This is a genomic window from Nostoc sp. C96 (assembly GCF_059384975.1).
This window is the reverse complement of record NZ_CM182020.1, coordinates 267,721-284,047: the sequence shown is the minus strand read 5'-3', so window position 1 is coordinate 284,047 and position 16,327 is coordinate 267,721. Positions and strand designations below refer to the sequence as shown.

Genomic DNA, 16,327 nt, shown 5'->3' with positions numbered 1-16,327 from the left:
TTTATGGTTGGCTGATGTGACGGCGTGCATCTGCCAAAATTAACCGATGTTCAGCACGGGCGATCGCTTGATGTGTCCGTTCTACTGCTTCCGGTTCCACAGAAATAGATGTGATCCCCCATTCCACTAGTTGGTCAATAATTTCGGGATACAATGCTGGTGCTTGACCGCAAATAGAACAGGGGATTCCGGCATTTTTGGCCATTTGAATTAGTTGGGCGATCGCACCCATCACCGCTGGATGGCGTTCATCGAATATTTTTGTTAGCTGTCCTTGTTCTCGATCTACTCCCAGCAAAAGTTGTGTCAGGTCATTCGTCCCAATCGAGATTCCCTGAACTCCAGCTTTGACATACTCTGGAAGTAAAAATAATACACTAGGTACTTCTGCCATCATCCACAATTGAAATTGCGATACCTGAGTTAAGCCAATTTGCTCAACTTTGTGGCGACAAAAGGTAAATTCAGCCACATTCCGCACAAAGGGTAACAATAGCCGAAGATTGCTGTAGCCAGCTTTCTGCACATTGAGTAAAGCTGTTAGTTCTAACTCAAAAATAGCAGGATTGCTCACATAACTAAATGTGCCGCGATCGCCAAGAATAGAATGTGGTGCAGATGGTGAAGTATGAGTTAATGATGAAAACTCTGGGAATCGCCAATCAAGAGAACGATAAAACACTGGTCTGGGTGTAAAAGCCCGCGTAAAGTTGATAATCTGCTGTGTCCATATCTCCAACAGTTCAGCCCGACGACCACTCAGCAACCAGCTATGAGGATGTTGTCCTTCTAGTATATTTAATAACATTAATTCTGAGCGTAACAATCCCACACCATCGACAGGTAAGTTTTGCGATCGCTCGATTAAACTAGGCTGACTCAGGTTCACCAATAGTTGAGTAGCAATCATGGGTAGATGAGGGCTAACAAGCGGATGGTTTGATGAAAAAGCAGATATAGGCGAATTAATTTCTTGATTTTCTCCATTTCCGGTTTTAGTTTCTCTGAGGCGATAAACTTCTCCCCTATCGCCATCTACCAGTAATTGTTCTCCGGTTTGAATTAAGACTGTAGCATCTTTGGCGCTGACGACTGCGGGAATACCTAATTCTCTGGATAAAATCGCCGCATGGCTAGTCAATCCCCCTTGTACTGTGACAATCGCCACAACTTTATGCATCAAAGCTAACCAATCAGGTGCGATCTCGGGGACGACAAGAATGACTCCTTGGGGTATTTGCTCAGGTTTTTGTAGCGAATTAATCACATAAGCACTAGCTGTTACCCTGCCTGTAGCTGCGCCTAACCCTTTGATTAACTGTAAATTGGGAATTGCTGATAGGGGAGTGTTAACTTCTGTAATTTGGAGATGAGAAACAGAATCTGCGGCTGAAATACTCCACTGCACAGTAAAACTGTTACCCAGTTCACTCACTAGTTGATTTCCCAAAGCAATCACTTGTTGCAAACTTGGCTCTGGTAATGCGTATTGTTTTTGTGGCTCTTCTGGTAGTAAATGAGCAATTAGACCAGTATTTTCATCAGTGATTACTGACTGGAGTTGAGGTTGTTCTGCTGCTGTTGTGCCATCATCAAGACAATAAGCCAGCATTTTATTACCCAAATGTCGTTCTAAGACGATACCTGTTTCTGGCTGAATATAGTATACATCTGGCAAAACTTCGCCTCTGGTGAGTGCTACACCTAATCCCCAGGTGGATTCAATTGTCCATCCAGCGGAGTTAGCCTGAAGTGAGCCACTAGCGATCGCATTTTGTATTGGTTGGACTAACACAGCCAAATTGACATTTTGCAGATTAATTCCCATCCGTTGCCAATACAGTAAACTTCTAGCACGGAACAACTGACTCCAGATGCGTTTTAACCCTACAGCGATCGCATCTTCATCACAATAACAAAAGCTTGGCTCCAGTAACCCAGATGTATTTCCTAATGCTTGTGCAGTATTCCCAACTGACAATGTTGGGTGCAAAATCAAATATTTAGTTTGCCATTCTCTCGTCGCCGCTAAAATTGTACTCACCCATTGGGGCGGTAAATTTGCACCCACTATTTCTTGGCGCAAGCGACTAGCTACTAGTTGAAGTTGTCGCCAATTAGCTACATCTAAATGTAATGAAGAATGAGGTAAGTCTGCAACTAAGGACTCTGAACTGTGGATAGTTTCTAAAAATTGCCGCAAAACTTCTGCTGAAACCACAAAACCAGGTAGCACAGGGTAATTATGCTGCATGATTCTGCTTAAGTAAAATGCTTTGTCACCTACTTTGGTGCGGTCTTGTAGTTTAATTTGGTCAAGCCAGTAGACTTTTTCCACTCACGTTATTTTTTATTAGTTGTCAATTTTTTTCTCTTGGTCAATGCTTTCAGGCTATTGACTAAATTATCTGCCGAGAGAAGTTCTTCCTAGTCTATTATTTAAGATTAGTTCGACTTAGTTATGAGTTAATTTCTCATTCCACGATATCCGGTAATAATCTCACCTCTTGGTTTAGTTAATATTGTTGGTGCAATAATCATAGATAAAACTCTAGACAGGTATATAGCCTTTAAGTATTGAACTTATGGCTAAAACTAGCAGTTTGAGTTAAAATTTTACCTATTAATCAGTTTTAACACTCAAATAGCTAGTCCCTCAGTTTGAAAGTTATGCAGTTAGTGTAGATCATTAATATTGCCATAAATTTTCATCCAAATTCCATATCATTTGCCTAAATTAGCATTGTGGTGAATACAGTTGCTTATCCAAAATTGTCGTGATTGGCGGGTAATCAATCATTATCTTTAACATCTGGCTTTGTAGTGAAATTAATCAAACTAAGTCAGAATACTTTTCCAAAATAATTTATACTCAGCGCTATTGCTTGATAGCAATAGCCATCAAGTTGGGACACAAAAATCGTATCAAATATCTTTTACTCATCTCTAATTACCAGCAGCAATGCTGCTATTTTTAAGTTAGAGTAACATATATTACTTTATATATCTAAAAACAGAATTGTTAAATACTTACTACTTTCCACCAAATGATTGGCTGAATACTCTTTTTAGACTGTGCCTAGCTTTACTGTTAGGAGCAGTTATTGGGATCGAACGTCAACTCAGACGTAAACCAGCAGGTTTAAGAACGCACACACTTGTTAGTTTAGGTTCAGCCTTGTTCACTCTCATACCTTTGCAAACAGGTATGTTAGAGGCCAGTCCTGATGCTTTAAGTCGGGTAATTCAAGGTATCGCCGCAGGTGTAGGATTTCTTGGGGCTGGAGAAATTTTTCGAGAATCTTCCCAAAAATCACAGCAACCTGAAGTTCACGGACTGACATCAGCCGCAGCGATTTGGGTTTCAGCCGCATTAGGAATTGCTGCTGGGTGTGGTTTATGGCAATTGGGATTAATAGCTGCTTTATTGACAATTTTAGTGCTGAATCTGTTTAAGAAATTAGAAAATAGTTGAGTTTGGCCTGGGTCATTTATTAAATAATGCTAATGCTTGAGTAAAAATTTCTTCTTCGGCTCTAGTTTCTAAGATTAATTTAACTAAATATATAAATTCCCAATCTGTTTGGTTATCAGTTTCAATAGTTTTACTAGCTGCGTAAAAACTCACATCATCAGTACACAACTCATTAGTATTACCTGTTTGTAATTCTGGTCTTCTGATATCCCATGAGACTGTTTTTCCACGCAAGGTAAATTGAAACCAGATGATTTTTTCAAACTCAAATTCAAAAAAAACATCAAAATAAGGTTCTTCACCTTGAAACCAAATTTTTTTATAACCTTCTTTCCGTCTTTGTTTTAAGAACTTTTGCTCAATTGCTCGTAGTGATGCACCTAATGATGCAATTTCCTGTGGCTCTAATTTGTGATTAGTTTTTTGCATAATTGAAATGTCATTTGTCATTTGCCACTTGTCATTCGTCATTTGTCATTTTGAGAATTGACTATTGACTATTGACTATTGACTAATTCATGGATATCTCTCCTGCTTTGACAAACAGAATTTGAGAAGAATTTAACCACTGAGCATCAAAAGAACTCAAGTGAGTTGTGGTAATTAAAGTTTGAAAACGGTCTTGAATCGCATCAAGCAATTGATTTTGACGATATGGATCTAATTCAGCTAGGACATCATCAAGCAACAACAGTGGCGGCTCTTTAACCACTTCTTCAATTAGCTGTAATTCTGCGAGTTTTAAGGCTAAGACTAAGGTGCGTTGCTGACCCTGAGAACCATATTGCCGAGCAGGCGTTTGATTGATAGTCAATTCTACTTCGTCACGATGAGGGCCGACAAGGGTAGTACCTCGGTAGAGTTCGGCCACAGCACGTTGCTGAATTTTGGTTAAAAAAGCTTGCTGAACTTCTTCTGGTTGGTTCAGTTCCAAAGGAATGTTAGGTAAATATTTAATTTCTAAGATTTCGGTACTGCCGCTAATACTAGCGTGCCAAGCCGCAGCAATGGGAGCTAATCTTTGTATAGCCCGATCGCGTCTTCTAATTACTCTTGTACCTGTAGTTGCTAACTGTGCATCCCAAAGAGCGAGTTCTGGCTTCTGAGTGCTGATAGCTGATTCTTGGTTTTTTTTTAAAAAAGCGTTGCGTTGGCGTAATACTTGGTTATATTGATGCAAAATATGGGCGTAAACTGGTTCGAGTTGAATTAATAAAGTATCTAACCAGTTGCGGCGGACTTCGGGACTACCACGCACCAATTCTAAATCTAAACTGGAAAACTGCACGGCGTTAAGAACACCTAAAAAGTCCATTTGTCGCCGCACAATCTCGCCATTAATAGCCACACTGCGACGACCATTACGACGGAGAGTTAAATTTAAATCACTAATACCTGTATCTCGTTCCAGGCTGGCGTTGATTTGGGCAAATTCTGCCCCATCTTGAATTAAATCGCGATCGCGTGCCATACGGTGCGATCGCAATGTGGCTAATAACTCTACCGCTTCCAACAAATTGGATTTTCCCTGAGCATTATTACCTACCAAAATGGCTTTGGCAGCATTAAACTCAACCTTTTGCTCTTGGTAATTCCGAAATTGTCTGAGATGTAAAGTTTTGAGATACATAATTTAACTAAAAAGGCAAAAAGTAAAAGGCAAAAGTAAAGATTATTTACTTTTGCCTTTTAACGAAATTACAAAGGTAAAAAAGCTACAAGCAGAATACAGACTTAGAAAATAGTTGTATTTATTTTCTTTTTACTTTTTACTTTTACCTTTTAACTTTTTAAACAGTTCTCTTGCCCATTAAACGGAAGAAGATTTTCTCACCTTCAATCCAGACAAACATTAAGGCGCTGAAACCAATACAAATTGCCAACTCTTCGGGAGGTAGCCAGTGAGTGCCGAAGAAATCGCGTAGGGGCGGAACGTAAACGAGCATCAGTTGTAAAATTGTTGTTACCACAACCGCACCCAGTACAAAAAGATTTGAAAAGGGATTGATCTCAATGGTGAGTTGGTTATTGGAACGAATAGCGATCGCATGACCCATCTGGGCAATACACAAGGATGTAAATACCATTGTCTTCCAGCGTTCTGGGTCAAGTCCTTCTCCCGTCACAGTTTGGGTATGATGATATGCCCATTCCATGAGAATGATCGTAATAATTGCAAACACAATCCCAATGCGAACCATATATGAACCCAAGCCTCTCGCAAAAATGCTTTCGCGGGGACTGAATGGTGGACGCTGCATCACATCTGGTTCTGGTGGTTCTACAGCCAAGGCTAAGGCTGGTAAACCGTCTGTCACCAAGTTCATCCAGAGAATTTGTAAAGGTGTGAGGGGAACACCACCTAAACCTAAGATGGGCGCTGCGGCAATAGTTAAAACTTCGCCGATATTACTACCCAAAATGTATTTAATAAAGCGGCGAATATTGGTGTAAACAACTCTACCTTCTTTAGTTGCCGCCACGATGGTAGCAAAGTTGTCATCTAGTAGCACCATATCACTGGCTTCTTTACTGACATCGGTACCAGTGATGCCCATTGCAATCCCAATGTCTGCTTGTTTTAAGGCGGGGGCATCATTCACACCATCACCAGTCATGGCGACAAATCTACCCCGACGTTGCAATGCTTGGACAATTCGCAGTTTGTGTTCTGGGGCAACTCTGGCATAGATGCTAACTAAATCAACTTGTTGCTCTAGTTCCTGGTCGCTCATACGTTGTAATTCTTGACCAGTCAGCACTCTATCACCTGCTTGGGCAATCCCCAAATCAATTGCAATGGCGCGGGCTGTCAACTGGTGGTCGCCTGTAATCATGACTGGGCGAATCCCGGCTTGGCGACATTCTGCGACTGCGGCTCTAACTTCTGGGCGCGGTGCATCTAGCATTCCGACCAAACCCAGCCAGACCAAGCCTTTCTCAGATTCTTCATCCGAGCCTTCGGGGGGAACTTCTGTCAGGGGTTTGTAAGCAAAACCCAACACCCGCAAGCCTTGACTTGCCATTTGGTCATTTGCAGCTAGAATTTGGCTACGTTGTTCTTCTGTTAAAGGTACTGAGTTTGTACCTAAATGAATTTCGGTGCAACGAGCCAAAATTAACTCTGGCGAACCTTTGGTAAACATCAGGTAAGATTCAGAGTTGATAAAACCAGAAATTGCCGGATCTACACCTGTTAGTGATGGTTCTCCAGTAGCTATTTCCTCTACCTGAGTAATCACGCTCATACGCTTGCGTTCTGAGGTAAAAGGAAACTCACTCACACGAGGTAACTTACTGTTCCACTGGTCTTTTTCAATGCCAGCTTTGCCAGCGAGGGTGACTAATGCACCTTCGGTAGGGTCGCCTAAAATTGCCCATTCGCCTTTTTCTTTTTGCAATACTGAATCATTACAAACGGCGCAGGCGACGAGTAAAGCAGGAATTTCGGGGTAATCTTCAACAGGGATTTTTTGACTATCTAATTGAAAATCTCCAACAGGGGCATAACCTTCTCCTGTTACCCGAAAAGTTTTGTGATTGGTAAAAATTGATTGCACCACCATTTTGTTCTGTGTCAGGGTACCTGTTTTATCAGAACAAATGGTAGTGACAGAACCCAAGGTTTCTACTGCTGGCAGTTTACGAATTAAGGCATTGCGGCGTACCATCCGCTGGGTTCCTAATGCCAAGGTAACGGTAATAACGGCTGGTAAACCTTCTGGTACTACCGCCACCGCCATACTTAAAGAAACTTCTAAAAGGTCTTGTAAATTGCTAAAACCTCTGGCCTGGATGATACCGCCAATGACAACGATCGCTACTAAAATCAAGGAACCAGAAACTAGAACGTTACCCAGTTGCGTCATCCGTTGTTGCAAAGGTGTCGGTTCACTCTCTACCGATTGCAACATGGTGGCAATTTTACCTAGTTCGGTGGTCATTCCTGTGTTTGTCACTAGAACTTTACCGCGTCCTTGGACAACTTCGGTGCCTTGAAAAACTAGGTTCAGGCGATCGCCTAAAGATGTATCTTCGGGTAGTTGCAGAATTGCCTGCTTGTTGACAGCTTCTGCTTCGCCTGTCAGTGCTGATTCACGTATTTGTAAACTAGACTGTTCGATTAAGCGTCCATCTGCGGCTATCTGCACTCCAGCTTCTAGCAGCATGACATCTCCTGGAACGATTTCTTTAGAGGCTACATCCAACAGTTTTCTATCACGGATGACTCGAACTAAAGGAGAAGCCATTTGTTTAAGCGCGGCTAAAGCTTTTTCCGCACGGCTTTCTTGCACATAACCAAGGATGCCATTGAGAACCACAATTGCCATAATTGCAACTGTATCTTTAAATGGCACTTCTCCTGGCTTGAGTTGACCAGCTTGCCATGCTGTAAAATCCAAAAACCCGGAGATCAAAGCCACCGCAATCAGCATCAACAACATAATGTTCTTGAACTGATCGAGCAGAATTTCCCAAGCACTGCGGCCACCATGTTCTTCTAATTCGTTGGGGCCGTATTTTTGCAACCGTTGTTCAACTTCTTGGGGTGTTAAGCCACTGTCTGCCTTACTATCCAGCAGGTCTAGAGCTTTATCAACTTCCAAAGTATGCCAAATTGGGGTACTTTCAGGCAGGGAATTAGCAGACATTGTGTTAGGTTACAGGAAAAGGTTACAAAATTTGATCATAATTTAGTGATGGCAATAAAACCATTCACTAAAGTTACATTAGGTTATTACTAACTTGTACAAGTTTAAATGTGTTTCCTGACATTTGCTAACTTTTCTTAAGTGATGATTTTGTGTATTCTTATGTAATTCATCGTATTTCTAAAAACATTTTAGAAAAAATTGTTCCCCAAAAAATTTGCGGTTCCGTCTATAGGTTATAGCAAAATCTTTGCTAGGCGTGCTAAACCGGGGAATATATATGCTTAATATAAATTTTGCACTCCCTCATTAGACTGCAAGCCAGATGTTTGGGCAAAGGACAATTCGACCGCTTACGGCTGCCTCCCTATGTGGCATTGCTTTTATTGACGATAGACTGATTGCGATTGACAGTACAAAAGGCCATCTACTAGAGATTGATCCTGAGTCTGACAATAGCAAAATTATCAATCCGCACCAGGTGAAAGAATTTAATGATGTCACCGGTTTAGCAGTTTGGGAAGATACCCTCTGGGTAACTCGTGGTAATAGTGTTTATTTATCGAAGTTGGGATCTTTAGGGCTAGAACATTTTGCCACATTGCCTTATACGGCTAATGGTGTAGCTGTATGGGACTCAACAGTTTATATTAGCTGCCAAAAGCTGGGTTACATTTTGATTTTTGACCGGAATACGCGGAAAGAAATTACCAAATTTTATGCGCCTGGAGTTGGTGTAGAAAATTTGACAGTGACTCAAGAAACTCTGTGGATTTGCGATCGCACTGAACAAACAGTTTACTCGATGGATCGGGCAACGGGTGAGCTAAATTTTAGTGTGCTGACACCGTTTGATTCGCCAACAGGTATCGCCGTACATCACGCTGGTGAGACAGGTAAGGAAACCCTGTATGTGGCCTATGCTTCCGAGGAGCCTTATATTCGGGATAATCCTAATGCTGACCCAAATCATGAGTTAACTTACCGCGATCGTACTTTCATTCACCCACTGTATTACTATTACAATCCTGATAAGCGCTACGCTCTTTCTAATGGCTATCTCATTGAAATGTCCTACGCCGAAGAAATTGCGCCCTTAGAAGAAGTGTATCTCCCAGATGTTGAATGGCGTATAGCTTTACCCTCAGAAACAGAACGCCAAACACTTAAACACGTTGAACCTATTGGTGTCCCTTTTACAGAAGAAGTAATTGACGGGCAACGGGTGGCAGTATTTAAATTTGAGGCTTTAGCTCCTGGTGAACGGCACGTATTTGGCTGGAAGGCATTGTTAGAAGTACGGGGAATTAAGTATCGAATATCACCCAAAGATGCCGAGGAATTACCAGAACTTTCCGCAGAATTTCAAAGTCGTTACTTAGTAGATGACGATGATTTGGCAATGGATACTTCTATTGTCCGCAATGCAGCCCGTGATGCCATTGGCTCTGAAACCAACTTGCTGCGGAAAATGTATAGTATCCGTAACTATGTTTACGATGAGTTGTCTTACGGCATTAAACCCTACATTGACACCCCAGATATCGTTTTAGAACGAGGAGTTGGTTCTTGTGGTGAGTATGTGGGTGTTTTACTGGCTTTGTCCCGTTTAAATGGTATACCCTGTCGTACAGTTGGCAGATACAAATGCCCCCCATATAGCGAACATCAAGGAGTACCATTACAACCAGATTTTAATCATGTTTGGTTGGAGTTTTACATCCCCAATTTTGGTTGGTTGCCAATGGAATCAAATCCTGATGATTTGGGGTATGGTGGCCCTTATCCGACTCGCTTTTTTATGGGCTTGTGTTGGTATCATATTGAAATTGGCAAGGGTATCACTTTTGAAAGTTTAAATAGTCAAGGCACTAGACTGACAAAAGAAGATATCCCTATCGGTGATTTAGCAATTAATCATATTCGCTTTACGATTCTTAAAGAGTTGCCACCTTTTTAATTTTTACCTCAGTAGTTGGGTCACATCCTCCAAATTTTTCCTTGGAGAAATTTGACCCTCTAATATCAAGCCAATATAGATCAAATTCAGCTTGATACCAATCCCTAGTTTTGAAATTAAGCAACATAACTATAAAACTTATATTTGATTTTTGGCAAAAATCGGTACATTCTTATCTACTTTCTTTGCAGTTCTCTGTTCTCTGTCATTTAACCAGATTACGCAAGTAACAGTATGGAGATGGTTCTGTAGTCAACCTACACAGCAGAACCCGTATACACCCCCAAGACAGCTTTTCATAATTAGGATAGTCTTCCTGTATATAGTTAATTTTCCAGCTTTTTTAAAGCTGAAGTTGTGAAGCAATCATAAGGCTGAATTTATTGTCCTGACGCTAAGTAAAAATATTAGTAAACAGAGAGATGAAATTTCTTAAGTTTGCATAAACGAAATCTTCTCTGATAATTCATCAACCCAATTTAACAGTGGTAATGATCAAGTGAATGATTGGATGAATCGTAAATCTCAAAAAATTCCCAAATCACAGGTTGCTAGTAATATTGTCGTCTCCAGCAATCAAGCTTATGTACCTTCATCCTTGACACAAAATTCTCAGCAATTTAATGCTGAAGAAAAGCAAATATATCAACATTTGCTGCATTTGGTGCAAGTCAAATCTCCTCATGAGATGATTGAACGCTGTCGAGCTTTATTTATTGAAGGTGCAGATTACCCTGAACCAGAAATATTATTAATATTAGATAAAATTACAGCATCTAAAACTGCTGTGTATGAGTTTAATTTTTTTCTTAACCGTTGCTGTCATATTTTAATTAATCGCTGGCACATGCAGCCACAGTTACATTATGCTATTCCCCAATTAATAAAATTATTTGAATTATCACCTACTAGGTCAAGAACCACAAGTTTTCGTTATCGCAACATTAGACGCTTGCGTGAATTAATCCCGATGTTTCTCGTCAGTGAACAGTATTTAATTTTACGCAGATTTGTGCAGGTAATAACGAAAAACAACGAGGAAAATCTTAATCATATACCTCAGCCTTTAATTACTTTAATTCGCCGCTATCCTTATTTATATGAACATTGTTTAATCAGTGATGATTCAACCTTTGAACACCAGTGGCGGGTTAGGCAAATACAAGCACAGGTACAAAAACAATTTGAAGTTGATTTATCGAAATATGTTACTTATCAAGTGCGACGCACTCAGCTAATCAAAAAAGTATCAGTAGATGAAGCAGATAAAATTTTACGTCCTGTAAGTAATCCTACATTATTGAGCGATCGCCAACTGCATGATACTCTACAACATTTTATTGGTAAGGTCGAAGGTAACTATACATATCAAGAATTGGCACAAAAATTTTTACATTCTAGTCAACAGGTAAATTGTTTTCGGGACTTTAAAGATAATTTATATGAATATCTGATATCTTCGATTACTGGAGTTTCAGGAAAACGGCAGTTGCAACAAAAGTTATATACACAGTTAAAAAAAACATTACCACAAGCTGATCAGCAAAAACCTGATGAATTTTTAATCATGAGAACCTGTAATCAGTTATTGAATTTTTTAATTATTGAAAGTCATTTATCGATACAACACTTTAATTTTATCGACTTAATTACTAATCAAGGCACTATAGTTACTACTGGATTATTGCTAAAGATTTTGTTGATTTGTCCTAAAGTTAAATCATATCTTGAAAAGCGATTAACAACTTTATTTCACCATTATGAATGTTCTAATACTAGCGATATTAATTGGCTAGTTCAAGTTTTAGAACAAGTTAATATTGCTATGATTCTTTATTTCGGCAATATTGATATATCTTATTTTAAAGAAATTTGTTAGATTTAATCAAAATATCCAACAAAATCACCGCCAACTATTAAATTATTAATTTTTTGACTCTTAAACTGGGATAATTGTGTGAGCAGAAGTTGTGACACTGGCAAATTCACAAATAGAATTAAAGGGACAGAAACGACAGTGATAGCCAGGGTTGGGCGGGAAAATTTGACTGAAATTACTATTTTTTTCCTGATATTTGTGCAAGTCGTCTTGATGTTTATGGGCAATATTAGCTAATTCATCTTTTAAATTTTCAAATTCATGATTAGTAATTTTAATTAAGTCAGATTTTTTCCCCAGTTCTAAATTATAAAATGAGGCTACTGCTTGTCTGCCAGGGTAAAGATAACGCGCAGCTAGTAGATAAACTAGTGCTTGTCTTTGGTCAAAGGCAGATTTGCCTGTTTTGAAATCTAAAATATGTAAAGTGCGATCGCCATCAATAAAAATGCAGTCCATAGCTGCATATAAGCGGAAATAAGAATCACCTTGTTCAATTAAAATTGGCTTGGGAAAACCTTCATCACCTGGAGTTAATTGCAGGATATTTTTTCCCCGCAGCAACGGCGCATCCTGATATTTCTTCAAAATTTGGATGACTCTCTGTTGCACTTGATAGCTAGTATTGCTGAGTTTTAATAACTGTGCGACTTTTTCGACACCATCGGATTTGTTTAACAAATGTCTATTATGATGAAACTCATAAACGCCTTTTTGGGCGAGTATACCAATCCGCTGAGGTGCCGTAGCCTTTGTTAATAGTGCTTTAACTTCGGGTTCATGTTGACGTGCTTTTATAAACCCACGTCGCATCTGACAATGCCAGCGTTCTTGTCCTATGGCTGGGGCAATTAAAGACCAAAGGTGATAACTGGCAAAAGGTCGGTCGGGGGTTGACATCGCTAACAAGCAGTGAGAAGAAACACAGTGGGGAGAAATTTGAGCATTAATTTTGGCTGCTCACAACTTCTTTTGATACTTGCGGCTAGGCACGCTTTGCGGGAAGCTTCGTAATAGACTACTGAAGATGGACGGGAGAAATTGGCAACAATGAGCGTTACTAGCAATTCCGGTAAAATAAAGTTTGGGACTGATGGATGGAGAGGAATTATCGCCGATGATTTTACTTTCCCCAACGTGCGGAAAGTAACTAGAGCGATCGCAAGTTACCTCGAAACAGCCTACTCTAAAGACAGACCTGTTCTAATTGCTTACGATACGCGGTTTTTAGCTGATGAGTTTGCCCGTACAGCCGCGCAAGTCTTAGCAGACTTGGGTTGGACGGTCAAAATTACTGATCGGGATTGTCCCACACCAGTTATTGCCTACAACGCCCGCCACTTAAATTCAGCAGGGGCGTTGATGTTTACAGCCAGCCATAATCCTGCACCATATTGTGGAATTAAATATATCCCCGATTATGCCGGGCCTGCCACTCCAGAAATCACTGATACTATTGTGGCAAATATTGAAAGTGCTGCGGATGATCTGCCTAGTAACAACCCTAGCGGGTCAATTTCTATTTTTGATCCCAAACCCGATTATTTGCAATTTATCTACACATTGCTCGATGTCGAACGGATTAAAAGCGCCCATCTGAAAGTTAAATATGATGCGCTATATTCCACATCTCGCGGTTATTTAGATGAAGTTTTGCAACAAAGCGGCGTGGAATTAGAAAGTTTCCACACTTGGCGAGATGTATTATTTGGTGGCGGAATGCCAGAACCCAAAGGCGAACAACTAGAAGAGTTAGTTGAAGCTGTGCGCCGCGACCACGCTGATTTAGGTTTGGCAACAGACGGTGATAGCGATCGCTTTGGTATCGTAGATGAACAAGGCAATGTTCTCACCCCTAACACTGTGCTGTTAGTGTTAGCAAGGCATTTAATCAAAAATAAAGGTAAAAGCGGCGCAATTGTCCGCACTGTAGCGACAACACACTTGCTAGATAATTTCGCAGCTAAATATGGTCTGCCAATTTATGAAACACCAGTAGGCTTTAAATACATTGGTGAAAAAATGCGGGAAACTACCGTGCTGATTGGGGGCGAAGAATCAGGCGGTTTAAGTATTGTGGGGCATATTCCCGAAAAAGATGGTGTTTTAGCCGATATGCTAGTAGCAGAAGCGATCGCCTACGAAGGTAAACCTCTAAGTCAACTTGTCAAAGAAGCGATCGCTGAAGCTGATGGCCCCTTGTATAATCATCGTCTGGACTTACATCTCACCGAAGCCCACAAAACCGCAGTTATCGACTCCTTTATGAAAAATCCGCCCTCAGAAGTTGCGGGTATTAAAGTCAAAGAAACTGGGCGCAAAGACGGGATTAAACTTTACCTAGAAGAAGGTAGCTGGATACTGCTGCGTCCTTCCGGAACAGAGCCATTGGTGCGCGTTTACATGGAAACCCATAGTCCCGAAAAACTCTCGCAAATCGCCCAAGAAATGGAGAGCGTGATTGCTAAGTTAGGATAAGAATTTATAACGCAGACGGACACAGATGAACAAGCCAGTGCGTTGCGGAGGTTCCCTCCGTTGTAGCAACTGGCGTATTAATCAATAATCTGTGTTCATCTGTTTGAATTTGTTATTTTTTATGAAGACAGTTGCTAATTTGTTAATATCTGTTGTTGTGGCTGTTTGGATAATGGCGATCGCAATTATCTCCGTTCAAAATGCCACACCAGTTTCGTTAAAGTTTTTGAGTTTCCAATCAATTCAAATACCAGTTGGTTTAGTCCTAGCTTTTAGTGCAGCTATTGGGGTAATTGGCATAGCTGTGCTGCAACCTCTGTGGGGGTTGGCTGGTTCCGGTGATAATCGGTTGGAAGAAGATGCTGAGTTTTTCGTTGATGATGAAGATTTTTAAGGGATAAATTAACCGCAGATGAACGCGGATGAACGCAGATGAATTAACTGACTTTTGTGAATCTTGTAAAGGTTGCTTTCACTTCCTCATCATTAGCAAAATCTTCTGCATCAGCTTCAGCAATTCCTTTTTGAATTTCTTCGATTTGCCACTGGTACATCTCTAGATAAGCGTCTATTGCTGCATTTATATCTGACTGCGATCGCTCCACTAAATTGCGGTTAAAATAGGCGCAGGAGATTTGATTATGTCTAACACTGCCCAAGAAATATACAGCCAAGTTGTTCGTAACTTATCACCAACTGAAAGGCTACGTTTAGCGAACCTAATTTTAAATGAGCTAGTTCAGCAAAATTTATCTGTTATAGACGAAAGTGATACTTGGACTGAGCAAGATCAGCTAGAGTTAGTATCCTTTTCCTTACAACATACCGCTTGCATATTTGATGATGGTGAGGAGATAGTTTAGTGACCTTTAATCCTGGTGATGTAGTTACAGTGGATTTTCCAGGTGTTACTGGTGTTAAGCGTCGTCCTGCTGTAGTTCTTTCATCTGCTGCTTATCACACAATACGTCCCGATGTGATTATTGGATTAATCACAACTCAAAGCACCTCACTGGGAATTACTGACTATGCACTTCAAGATTGGTCATTAGCAGGATTACGCGTTGCATCTATTTTTCGTAGTTTTATCGTCACTTTACCACCCTCTGCTAATTTAGTTGTAATCGGTCACTTGTCAGAACGTGATTGGAAAGGTATTCGTGCTTGTGTAAAAATAGCTCTTGCCGAGTTAGATGATTCCAGCCTGTAGCATTCATCATAATTCTGCGATCGCACTCCACTTATATCATCTCTGAAGATATCAGACAGATGTCATGGTAATTTGATTAAAGTTGCCCAGTATTAGCCAGTATACGGCTGGCTAATACTGGAAAATCCTCCGTAATTGATTAGGCCAACTAAGGAGGCACAGCTTATCATGACAAATAATTACGAAGATTCACATCTCCAAGATGATATAAGCAACTACCCATCTTTAGATGGTTTGCAAATTCTAGTGGTAGATGATAACGAAGATAGTCTTTTTTTGACTACTTTTATTTTACAAAGCTATGGTATGCAAGTAACTACAGCCACATCAGCTTTAGAAGCACTAGAAATCATCAAAAATTGCAGATTTGATATTTTAATTTTTGATATTGCTATGCCAAAAGTAGATGGATATTCTTTAATTCGCAAAGCCAGACAAATGTTACTGTTACAAAAACAGCATACACCTGCGATCGCTTTAACTGCTCTGACTTCAGAGGACAGTTATAATCTGGCTTTTTTATCTGGTTTTCAAGGCTATATTCATAAACCTGTCGAAGCTAGTGTGTTAATAGCTGAAATTACAAAAATTTTAGGATTTTCTCAAGAGGGAAATGGTGAATAATCCGGGCGATCGCTAAAATACATACAGATAACCCAGGTAAATTCAGCAG

The 16,327-nt window shown here is 40.2% G+C and carries 14 protein-coding genes; 8 read left to right on the top strand and 6 right to left on the bottom strand.

Going from position 1 to position 16,327, the window contains the following annotated elements; translation table 11 throughout:
• Position 1 precedes the first annotated feature (1 nt).
• The gene (locus AC504W_RS01180; RefSeq protein WP_494875834.1) at positions 2 to 2,338 is read right to left on the bottom strand and encodes a putative PEP-binding protein; all 2,337 of its coding nucleotides are present in this window, start codon (positions 2,336 to 2,338) and stop codon (positions 2 to 4) included.
• Between the two features lie 681 nt (positions 2,339 to 3,019).
• On the opposite strand from AC504W_RS01180, the gene AC504W_RS01175 reads away from it, so the two are divergent.
• Positions 3,020 to 3,475: an MgtC/SapB family protein gene (locus AC504W_RS01175; protein ID WP_494875833.1), complete on the top strand. Its 456-nt coding sequence runs from the start codon at positions 3,020 to 3,022 to the stop codon at positions 3,473 to 3,475.
• A 12-nt stretch (positions 3,476 to 3,487) separates the two neighbouring features.
• Here AC504W_RS01175 and AC504W_RS01170 read toward each other — a convergent pair whose 3' ends face one another.
• From AC504W_RS01170 to AC504W_RS01160, 3 genes are all read right to left on the bottom strand, one after another.
• Complete coding sequence (locus AC504W_RS01170; protein WP_494875832.1) at positions 3,488 to 3,904, bottom strand: hypothetical protein; 417 nt, start codon at positions 3,902 to 3,904, stop codon at positions 3,488 to 3,490.
• A gap of 82 nt (positions 3,905 to 3,986) precedes the next feature.
• On the bottom strand, positions 3,987 to 5,105 hold the full coding sequence (recF, locus tag AC504W_RS01165; RefSeq protein WP_494875831.1) for a DNA replication/repair protein RecF: 1,119 nt from the start codon (positions 5,103 to 5,105) through the stop codon (positions 3,987 to 3,989).
• Between the two features lie 160 nt (positions 5,106 to 5,265).
• Positions 5,266 to 8,127: a cation-translocating P-type ATPase gene (locus AC504W_RS01160; RefSeq protein WP_494875830.1), complete on the bottom strand. Its 2,862-nt coding sequence runs from the start codon at positions 8,125 to 8,127 to the stop codon at positions 5,266 to 5,268.
• Between the two features lie 325 nt (positions 8,128 to 8,452).
• Between AC504W_RS01160 and AC504W_RS01155 the strand changes: the two genes are divergently transcribed.
• On the top strand, positions 8,453 to 10,087 hold the full coding sequence (locus AC504W_RS01155; protein ID WP_494875828.1) for a transglutaminase domain-containing protein: 1,635 nt from the start codon (positions 8,453 to 8,455) through the stop codon (positions 10,085 to 10,087).
• A 511-nt stretch (positions 10,088 to 10,598) separates the two neighbouring features.
• The gene (locus AC504W_RS01150; RefSeq protein ID WP_494875827.1) at positions 10,599 to 11,966 is read left to right on the top strand and encodes a Sll1247 family protein; all 1,368 of its coding nucleotides are present in this window, start codon (positions 10,599 to 10,601) and stop codon (positions 11,964 to 11,966) included.
• 60 nt (positions 11,967 to 12,026) lie between these two features.
• Here AC504W_RS01150 and AC504W_RS01145 read toward each other — a convergent pair whose 3' ends face one another.
• Entirely contained in the window at positions 12,027 to 12,866 is an 840-nt protein-coding gene (locus AC504W_RS01145; protein WP_494875826.1) for a PD-(D/E)XK nuclease family protein, read from the bottom strand.
• A gap of 150 nt (positions 12,867 to 13,016) precedes the next feature.
• On the opposite strand from AC504W_RS01145, the gene AC504W_RS01140 reads away from it, so the two are divergent.
• Together AC504W_RS01140 and AC504W_RS01135 are read left to right on the top strand one after the other, a co-directional pair.
• The gene (locus tag AC504W_RS01140; RefSeq protein ID WP_494875825.1) at positions 13,017 to 14,444 is read left to right on the top strand and encodes a phosphoglucomutase/phosphomannomutase family protein; all 1,428 of its coding nucleotides are present in this window, start codon (positions 13,017 to 13,019) and stop codon (positions 14,442 to 14,444) included.
• Between the two features lie 121 nt (positions 14,445 to 14,565).
• A complete protein-coding gene (locus AC504W_RS01135; protein WP_494875823.1) occupies positions 14,566 to 14,838 on the top strand; it encodes a LapA family protein in 273 nt (90 codons plus the stop codon).
• Positions 14,839 to 14,881: 43 nt separating this feature from the next.
• Here the strand turns inward: AC504W_RS01135 and AC504W_RS01130 are convergent, their stop codons facing one another.
• Positions 14,882 to 15,103: a CopG family ribbon-helix-helix protein gene (locus tag AC504W_RS01130; protein WP_494875822.1), complete on the bottom strand. Its 222-nt coding sequence runs from the start codon at positions 15,101 to 15,103 to the stop codon at positions 14,882 to 14,884.
• On the opposite strand from AC504W_RS01130, the gene AC504W_RS01125 reads away from it, so the two are divergent.
• The 3 genes from AC504W_RS01125 to AC504W_RS01115 all read left to right on the top strand — a co-directional run bounded on the left by AC504W_RS01125 (position 15,086) and on the right by AC504W_RS01115 (position 16,278).
• Positions 15,086 to 15,307: a hypothetical protein gene (locus AC504W_RS01125; RefSeq protein ID WP_494875820.1), complete on the top strand. Its 222-nt coding sequence runs from the start codon at positions 15,086 to 15,088 to the stop codon at positions 15,305 to 15,307. The two genes, AC504W_RS01130 and AC504W_RS01125, sit on opposite strands and share 18 nt — an antisense overlap.
• Positions 15,307 to 15,654 carry a type II toxin-antitoxin system PemK/MazF family toxin gene (locus AC504W_RS01120; RefSeq protein WP_494875818.1) on the top strand — a complete coding sequence of 116 codons (348 nt, stop codon included), beginning with the start codon at positions 15,307 to 15,309 and terminating at the stop codon, positions 15,652 to 15,654. Before AC504W_RS01125 ends, AC504W_RS01120 begins: the two co-directional genes overlap by 1 nt.
• Positions 15,655 to 15,822: 168 nt before the next feature.
• Positions 15,823 to 16,278, top strand: a complete 456-nt coding sequence (locus AC504W_RS01115; RefSeq protein WP_494875817.1) for a response regulator — start codon at positions 15,823 to 15,825, stop codon at positions 16,276 to 16,278.
• Positions 16,279 to 16,327 lie beyond the last annotated feature (49 nt).

Coding starts and splice junctions, on each gene's coding strand:
- AC504W_RS01125 (WP_494875820.1), top strand. CDS start 15,086: ATGTCTAACACTGCCCAAGAAATATACAGCCAAGTTGTTCGTAACTTA.
- AC504W_RS01135 (WP_494875823.1), top strand. CDS start 14,566: ATGAAGACAGTTGCTAATTTGTTAATATCTGTTGTTGTGGCTGTTTGG.
- AC504W_RS01160 (WP_494875830.1), bottom strand. CDS start 8,127: ATGTCTGCTAATTCCCTGCCTGAAAGTACCCCAATTTGGCATACTTTG.
- AC504W_RS01140 (WP_494875825.1), top strand. CDS start 13,017: ATGAGCGTTACTAGCAATTCCGGTAAAATAAAGTTTGGGACTGATGGA.
- AC504W_RS01150 (WP_494875827.1), top strand. CDS start 10,599: ATGAATCGTAAATCTCAAAAAATTCCCAAATCACAGGTTGCTAGTAAT.
- AC504W_RS01155 (WP_494875828.1), top strand. CDS start 8,453: ATGTTTGGGCAAAGGACAATTCGACCGCTTACGGCTGCCTCCCTATGT.
- AC504W_RS01115 (WP_494875817.1), top strand. CDS start 15,823: ATGACAAATAATTACGAAGATTCACATCTCCAAGATGATATAAGCAAC.
- AC504W_RS01170 (WP_494875832.1), bottom strand. CDS start 3,904: ATGCAAAAAACTAATCACAAATTAGAGCCACAGGAAATTGCATCATTA.
- AC504W_RS01145 (WP_494875826.1), bottom strand. CDS start 12,866: ATGTCAACCCCCGACCGACCTTTTGCCAGTTATCACCTTTGGTCTTTA.
- recF (WP_494875831.1), bottom strand. CDS start 5,105: ATGTATCTCAAAACTTTACATCTCAGACAATTTCGGAATTACCAAGAG.